Origin of the sequence: Intrasporangium sp. (assembly GCF_051961875.1) — a bacterium.
Classification (GTDB): Bacteria; Actinomycetota; Actinomycetes; order Actinomycetales; family Dermatophilaceae; genus Intrasporangium_A.
Genome location: NZ_JBQCCV010000095.1, coordinates 1 through 6,594, shown reverse-complemented (window position 1 = coordinate 6,594; position 6,594 = coordinate 1). Strand labels below are relative to the sequence as shown.

Here is a 6,594-nt window from a genome sequence, read left to right as displayed (position 1 = left end):
GGAGCTGCTCGTCGATTTCTTCGAGGGTAGGCGGCTCGGGTAAGGTCTCCCCCGGTGGCGTGTCCGAGCGGCCTAAGGAGCACGCCTCGAAAGCGTGTGAGGGGGCAACTCCTCCGTGGGTTCAAATCCCACCGCCACCGCCGTATGCAGCAGGACCCCGACACGCTTTTCCGTCGGGGTCCTGCTGCATGTAGCGAACGCTGCGGGATTTGGGAGGAGCCGGAGCGAAGCGGAGGCGACGGCGTCCCACCGCCACCGCCAGCCACACCGAAGCACGCTCGGGGCTTTCGCTTTCGCGGGACGCCCCTGTGGTTCAGTCACCTTCGAGGAGCCGCTTCGCCGTGTTGAGGGACGCCATCTCCGACTCCATCGACTTCTGGACCGGCCCCGAGAGCAGCAGCTTCTTGAGGCCACCCACCTCGGCGTTGAGCGAGAACGTGACGTCCGTGGCGGTCTCGCCTCTCGACGTCAGCAGGAACTCGCCCGTGGGGCGGACCGGCCCGGCGACGACCTTGAACGCATAGCGGGTCGGCGGCTCGTAGGCCGTCACCTCGTAGTCGGCCGGGATCCCGCGGCCCCCGGGGCCGGAGACGACCTGATGGACTCGCGCACCCGGCCCGGGCGCGCCCTCCTCGCCTACCTCCTTGACGTGCGTGCGCCACTTCGGGTCGTTCGCGGGCGTCGTGAAGAACGCGAAGACCTCGTCGATGGGTCTGTTGATACTGATGGTCTGGCTTGCGCTCGGCACGTCCCCTCCTCGTCTGGTCCCTCCTCAGCGGGTTCCGTCCCTGATCTTCCTCTCGGTCAGTGCTGCTGGCCAGAGCATCGACGCTGACGAGCAGCGTCGTTACGGTGGGGCACACCCGCCCCCGAGAGGAGCATCCATGCCCACGCCGTCCGTGATCCGTGTCGGCGACCAGGTCGCCGAGGCGCTCGCCGCCGGAACGCCGGTCGTCGCCCTCGAGTCGACGATCTTCACCCACGGGCTGCCGCGCCCCCGGAACGTCGAGGTGGCCCTCGAGGGCGAGCAGATCATCCGCGACACGGGGGCGGTGCCCGCCACCATCGGCGTGCACCGCGGCACCCCCGTCGTCGGCCTGACCGAGGCGGAGATCCACGAGCTCGGCGAGGACGACCACGCCGGCAAGGCGTCGACCCGTGAGCTCGCGCTCGGTGCGGTCACGAAGAAGAACTATGGGACGACGATCGCCGCGACGGCCTTCCTCGCCCGCGCGGCCGGCATCGACGTGTTCGCGACCGGCGGCCTCGGGGGCGTGCACCACGGCGCGGACAAGACCTTCGACGAGTCGGCCGACCTTGTCGGGATGGCCCGCACCTCGATCGTGCTGATCTCCTCGGGGGCCAAGGCGATCCTCGACATCCCCGCCACCCTGGAGCGCTTCGAAACCCTGAGCGTCCCCGTCGTCGGCTACCGGACCAACCGCTACCCCGGGTTCTACGTCGTCGACTCGGGCCACACCGTCGGCGCCCGCGTCGACTCGCCGGACGACATCGCGACCCTGCTCACCACGCAGCGCGCCCTGGGCGTGCCGAGCGGTGTGCTCGTCGCCAACCCGGTCCCCGAGGCCGAGCAGCTCGACCCGGCCGAGCTCGACGGGGTCGTCGAGGCCGCATGGGCCGCCGCCGAGCGGGACGGGATCGGCGGCCAGGCCTCGACGCCGTACCTGCTCGACTACATCCGCCGGGCCACCGATGGTCGGAGCCTCGACGCCAACGTGGCCCTCTACCGCAACAACGTCCGGCTCGCCTGCGAAGTCGCGACGGCCCTCGTCGCGCAGGGCAGGTAGTGCTCGGGGTCGTCGGCGACGTCGTCCAGGACGTCGTCGTCTGGCAGCTCGAGCCGCAGCGGAAGGCGACGGACACCAGGTCCGAGATCGTCATGCGTCGCGGTGGGTCCGCGGCCAACGTCGCCGCCTTCGCCGGCCCCCGCTACCCGACGCGGTTCATCGGCTGCGTGGGTGCCGACCTCGGTGGCCACGTCGTGCGGCAGGAGCTCGAGGGCCGCGGGGTGGATGTCCGGCTCCAGGTCGACCAGGGCTCGCACACCGGAATGATCGTCCTGCTCGTCGACGAGCACGGCGAGCGAACCATGTTCCCGTCCCGCGGTGCCAACGCGAACCTGACCGCCATCGAACCCTCGTGGCTCGAGGACCTCGAGGTGCTGCATCTCACCGCCTACTCGTTCGAGGCGGGCACGACGGCCCAGGCAGCGCTCGAGGCGGTCGCTCACCAGCACGAGCGAGGCGGGCTCGTGTCGATCGACGTCTCCTCGACCGGACTCATCCGGCACTACGGCGTCGAGGCCTTCCTCGAGCTGATGGAGCGCTGCCGACCCGACTTCATCTCCGCCAACGAGGACGAGTGCGCCATCCTCGACCTCGCCCACGCCGGCCGTCCCGGCTGCAGCCTCGCCCGCTTCCCCGACGCGACCCTGCTCGCGCGACGGGGCCGGCATGCCACGACCGTCCTGCGCGACGGGAAGGTCGTCGCGACCGTGCCCGTGACTCCCGTCGACGACGTGCGCGACCTCACCGGGGCCGGGGACGCCTTCAACGCGGGCTTCCTCACCGCACACCTGCAGGGCCACGACGTCGTGCGGGCCTGCCAGACCGGCCACGCGCTCGCCGCGCGCGTGCTCCGCAGCCCCGGGGCCACCGAGGAGTCCTGAGGCCCAACCTCTCCCGCGCCACTGCGCAACGACGTCGTATGCCGCTGGGGCGGCTGAGCGGCATACCCCTCCTCGGGCGCCCGCTGGGCGGCCATGCGGTCCCTTCGCTCTACGGGGATCCTCGTCGTTGCGCAGCACGGGAAAGAGGAGTGATGATCGAAACGAGGGCCGTCCAGGGAGCGTCCCTCCGGCCCTCGGATCGCGAGGTGATCCAAGCATGACAACCGCTACACATTCCGCACACCGGCCGATGTACAGCCGGATCCACGTCAGCCGCAGCAGAGGCGCCGTGAGCGGGGTGCTCCTCGTCCTGCTCGGCGTGTGGGGCGGGCTCATCCCCTTCGTAGGCCCCGTCTTCGGCTACGCCTACACACCGGACCAAGCCTGGCACTTCACCATGGGACGCCTCTGGCTGGAGATCCTGCCTGCGGCGGCCACCGTCGTCGGCGGGCTCATGCTCCTCGCGAGCGCGGACCGGCGCGTCACGATCTTCGGCGGTTGGCTGGCCGCGGTCGCGGGTGCCTGGTTCGCCGTCGGCCCGACGCTGAGCCGGCTCTTCAACGGCGGCGTCGCGGCGGCCGGCAGCCCGGCCAGCGCCGCGACCACCCAGGCGACGCTCGAGGAGATCGGGTTCTTCACCGGCCTGGGTGTCGTCATCGTCTTCCTCGCCGCTCTCGGCTTGGGACGCCACAGCGTGGTCAGCGTCAAGGACGTCGACCAAGCCAGTCGCACCCGGCCCGTGAGGGTCGCCGAGCGTGACGAGGTCGACGATGTCGGCGACGGTGACGACCTCATGCGGTGAGGAGGCCCGCTGAGGACCCCCCTGACCGGCTCCGGTTCGAGATGGTCACCGGGTAGTCACCGGCGGGCCACCCGGACCGGAGCGCGGTCAGTCGCACGCCCAGGCCCGCCCGGCCCCGCCCGCCCCGACCAGGGCTGCCACGGCGCACGCTGCCATGAGGAGGGCGAAGGTCCGGCCGTCGACACCGGCTCCCTGCATTGCGACGACGACGCCGACGACCCCCGTCGGGACGGCTACCCCCATTGTCGAGGCGAGGCCCATCGCCGCGCTCGCCCGGCCCTGCTCGCGTTCCGGGGCGAGGGCCAGGGCCTCCGTCGTGAGGGTCGGCGAGACCAGCCCCATCCCGAGGGCAGCGAGCCCCCAGCCCACCATGCCGGCCGGTAGGCCGAGGACTCCGAGGGAGAGCAGGACCGGGCCCAGCGCACCAACCGCGATGGAGGCGTGACCGGCCCGGAGGCGAGCAGCGGGACGCACTCGTTGGACGGCGCCGGTGCTGTTGAGCCAGGAGCCGGCCGCCCACAGAACGCCCGTGACCGCGAGCGACGTGCCGGCGAGCGCCGGGCCGACCCCGCGGGTCTGCACCAGCATGAGGGGGATCGTGCCGCCGACCCCGGTGAAGGCGAGCGCCACGATGAACCGGAGGGCGACGAGGCTGGGGACGCCGCAGTGCAGCCGCAGGGTGCCCCGGGGCAGGACCCGGCTGGCGGTCCCGGCGATGACGACCAGGCCCCCGACGACCAGTGCGAGGCCGGTCATCACCCGGGCGCCTTCCCGGTCCCCGAGCAGCGGCCCGGCGCAGGTCATCGCCGCGAGGCCGACCGCGAGGAGGAAGGAGGCGCGGAGCTGTCGCCCGTCAGAGGAGGCGGTCTCCGGGCCGGGAGCGTCGGCCGCCGGGAAGGAGCCGCGCTCGCCACGCAGGGCGCCGCGGACGAGGGCGAGGCTCACCGGGACGATGGCGAGCGGTGCGACGAAGACTGCCCGCCAGCCGACGACCGCATCGATGCCCCCGGCCACCCCGGGGCCGAGGACGGACGGGAGGATCCAGGCGGCCGCGAAGGACGCGAAGACCTTGGCGCGCAGCGTCTCCGGCAGCGCGCGGGCGACCAGGACCGTCATGGCGGTGTCGATGAGCGCCTCTGCAGCGCCGGAGACCGCCCTCCCGGCGACGAAGACGCCCATGTGCGAGGCGGATCCGCTGATGAGCTGCGCGACGGCGAAGAGGCCGATGCCGGTGAGCAGCACGCGCCCGGGACCCTGACGGTCGGTCCACGGGCCGGACCAGGCCATGGCCACGGTGAGGGTGACGAGCGGAGCGCCCGTTGCCGCTCCGAAGAGCGACCAGCCGTCCAGCTCGTGGACCACGGTCGGCAGGATCGAGACGACGGCGCGGTTCTCGAAGGCAGCCAGGGTGACGAGGGAGAGGACGCCGAGGACGACCGGCAGGTGTGCGCGGCTGAGCAGGCGGGGCGCGGGCTCAGACAGGGTCTGGGTGGGCGCGGCTTCCCGCGCGGCTTCGGTGGACACGACGACGAGCGTGCAATCTCAAGTGCACTTGAGGTCAAGCTAGGCTCCGTGCATGGACCGCCGCGACCTGCTGACGATCGGGGAGGTCGCCGCCCGCAGCGGCGTGAGCGTCCCGACCGTGCGGTTCTACGAGGAGAAGGGCCTCATTGCTTCGACCCGCACGGCCGGCAACCAGCGCCGCTACTCGAGGCACACCCTCAGGCGGATCGCCGTAGTGCGGGCCGGCCAGCGCTTCGGCCTCACCCTTGCCGAGCTGGCCGAGGCCTTCGCGGTCCTGCCGCATGACCGGCCGCCGACGAAGCGAGACTGGATCCGGATGTCTCGCCGGTGGCACGACCTGCTGACCGAGCGGATCGAGGCGATGAAGCGGGTGCGCGACGGCCTCACCGACTGCATCGGCTGCGGCTGCCTGTCGCTGGCGACGTGTCCCGTCTACAACGCCGACGACGCCTTGTCCCGGGAGGGGCCGGGGCCCCGCCGGTGGCCCGCCGGCGCCCGGTCGTCCGTCGCCGGATCCCGTCCCGGAGGGAGCGGCGGCGCTGACTAGGCTCGGCGCATGAGCGCCGTGCCTGCCTGGGGTCCCGTGTCGGAACGAGCCGGAGGGCAGCTGCTGCTGAGGAGCCAGCCCGGCGCGATCGAGGTCACCTTCAACCGGCCCGAGAAGCACAACGCCTTCACGGCGGCGATGTACGCCGAGCTTGAGCGCGTCTGCGAGCTGGCCGCGAGCACCGCCGCGCTGCACGTCGTCATCTTCCGGGGCGCTGGTGGCCGCGCCTTCGCCGCGGGCAACGACATCTCGTCGTTCCTCGGCTTCTCGAGCGGGGCCGACGGGGTCGCCTACGAGGCGCGGATCAGGGGCGTCCTCGACGGCATCGCGGCGCTTCCCCAGGTCACCATCGCCGCGGTCGAGGGCCATTGCGTCGGGGGCGGGCTCGCCGTCGCGAACGCCTGCGACCTGCGCATCTGCACGCCGACGGCGCGCTTCGGCTACCCGATCGCGCGGACGCTCGGCAACGTCCTCTCGGCGCCGATCGTGCTGCGGTGCGCCGAGGTCTTCGGCGACTCCCTCACACGGGAGATGATCCTCGCCTCGCGCACCGTCGATGCGCGTCGCGCCGAGGCCGTGGGCGCCGTCATGGAGGTCGTCGCGTCGGAGCGCCTCGAGGCCGAGGTCTGGGGTGTCGCCGCCGGCATCCTCCGGGCCGCGCCGCTCACCATCCAGGTCACGAAGGACCAGCTCCGGGCTGGACGCGACGGTTACGACGTGGCCGCCGACGACGCGAGGCTCGAGCGGGTCTACGGCAGTGATGACTTCGCCGAGGGCGTCGCCGCCTTCCTCGGCAAGCGGAAGCCGGCCTTCCGTGGGGACGCTGGCTGAGCGGCACACCGCCCCGTATGCCGTTCAGCCGCTTTCGCTCGGCTCCTGCGGGCAGCGCCTTCCGGTCAGCGCCTCCGGCGTGAGGTGCCGAAGATGCTGCGGGTGATCTCCCGCCCGACGACGGTGCCCGCGGAGCGCAGCATCGATCGGAAGGCCGACGACTGGACGACCTGCTCGACGAGGCCGGGCTCCGCCTTGGGT

7 protein-coding genes and 1 tRNA gene are annotated in these 6,594 nt (G+C 72.3%); 6 read left to right on the top strand and 2 right to left on the bottom strand.

Translation table 11 applies throughout. From position 1 onward, the window contains the following. Positions 1-53 precede the first annotated feature (53 nt). Positions 54-140: transfer RNA gene (locus ACTHJJ_RS05590), tRNA-Ser, on the top strand. A 173-nt stretch (positions 141-313) separates the two neighbouring features. Here the strand turns inward: ACTHJJ_RS05590 and ACTHJJ_RS05585 are convergent. Next, on the bottom strand, positions 314-748 hold the full coding sequence (locus ACTHJJ_RS05585; protein WP_440301950.1) for an SRPBCC family protein: 435 nt from the start codon (positions 746-748) through the stop codon (positions 314-316). Positions 749-884: 136 nt separating this feature from the next. Between ACTHJJ_RS05585 and ACTHJJ_RS05580 the strand changes: the two genes are divergently transcribed. From ACTHJJ_RS05580 to ACTHJJ_RS05570, 3 genes are all read left to right on the top strand, one after another. Next, positions 885-1,808 (top strand): pseudouridine-5'-phosphate glycosidase, encoded by a 924-nt coding sequence (locus ACTHJJ_RS05580; protein WP_440301949.1) that lies wholly within the window; start codon positions 885-887, stop codon positions 1,806-1,808. Next, positions 1,808-2,689, top strand: a complete 882-nt coding sequence (locus ACTHJJ_RS05575) for a carbohydrate kinase family protein (protein WP_440301948.1) — start codon at positions 1,808-1,810, stop codon at positions 2,687-2,689. Before ACTHJJ_RS05580 ends, ACTHJJ_RS05575 begins: the two co-directional genes overlap by 1 nt. Before the next feature lie 217 nt (positions 2,690-2,906). Then, positions 2,907-3,491, top strand: coding sequence for a hypothetical protein (locus tag ACTHJJ_RS05570; protein ID WP_440301947.1), 585 nt, complete (start codon positions 2,907-2,909; stop codon positions 3,489-3,491). 87 nt (positions 3,492-3,578) lie between these two features. On the opposite strand, the gene ACTHJJ_RS05565 is transcribed toward ACTHJJ_RS05570, so the two are convergent. Further along, the gene (locus ACTHJJ_RS05565) at positions 3,579-5,015 is read right to left on the bottom strand and encodes an MFS transporter (RefSeq protein WP_440301946.1); all 1,437 of its coding nucleotides are present in this window, start codon (positions 5,013-5,015) and stop codon (positions 3,579-3,581) included. A gap of 52 nt (positions 5,016-5,067) precedes the next feature. Between ACTHJJ_RS05565 and soxR the strand changes: the two genes are divergently transcribed. Both soxR and ACTHJJ_RS05555 read left to right on the top strand, forming a co-directional pair. Beyond that, the gene (soxR, locus tag ACTHJJ_RS05560) at positions 5,068-5,562 is read left to right on the top strand and encodes a redox-sensitive transcriptional activator SoxR (RefSeq protein ID WP_440301945.1); all 495 of its coding nucleotides are present in this window, start codon (positions 5,068-5,070) and stop codon (positions 5,560-5,562) included. 9 nt (positions 5,563-5,571) lie between these two features. Continuing rightward, positions 5,572-6,393 (top strand): enoyl-CoA hydratase, encoded by an 822-nt coding sequence (locus tag ACTHJJ_RS05555; protein WP_440301944.1) that lies wholly within the window; start codon positions 5,572-5,574, stop codon positions 6,391-6,393. Positions 6,394-6,594 lie beyond the last annotated feature (201 nt).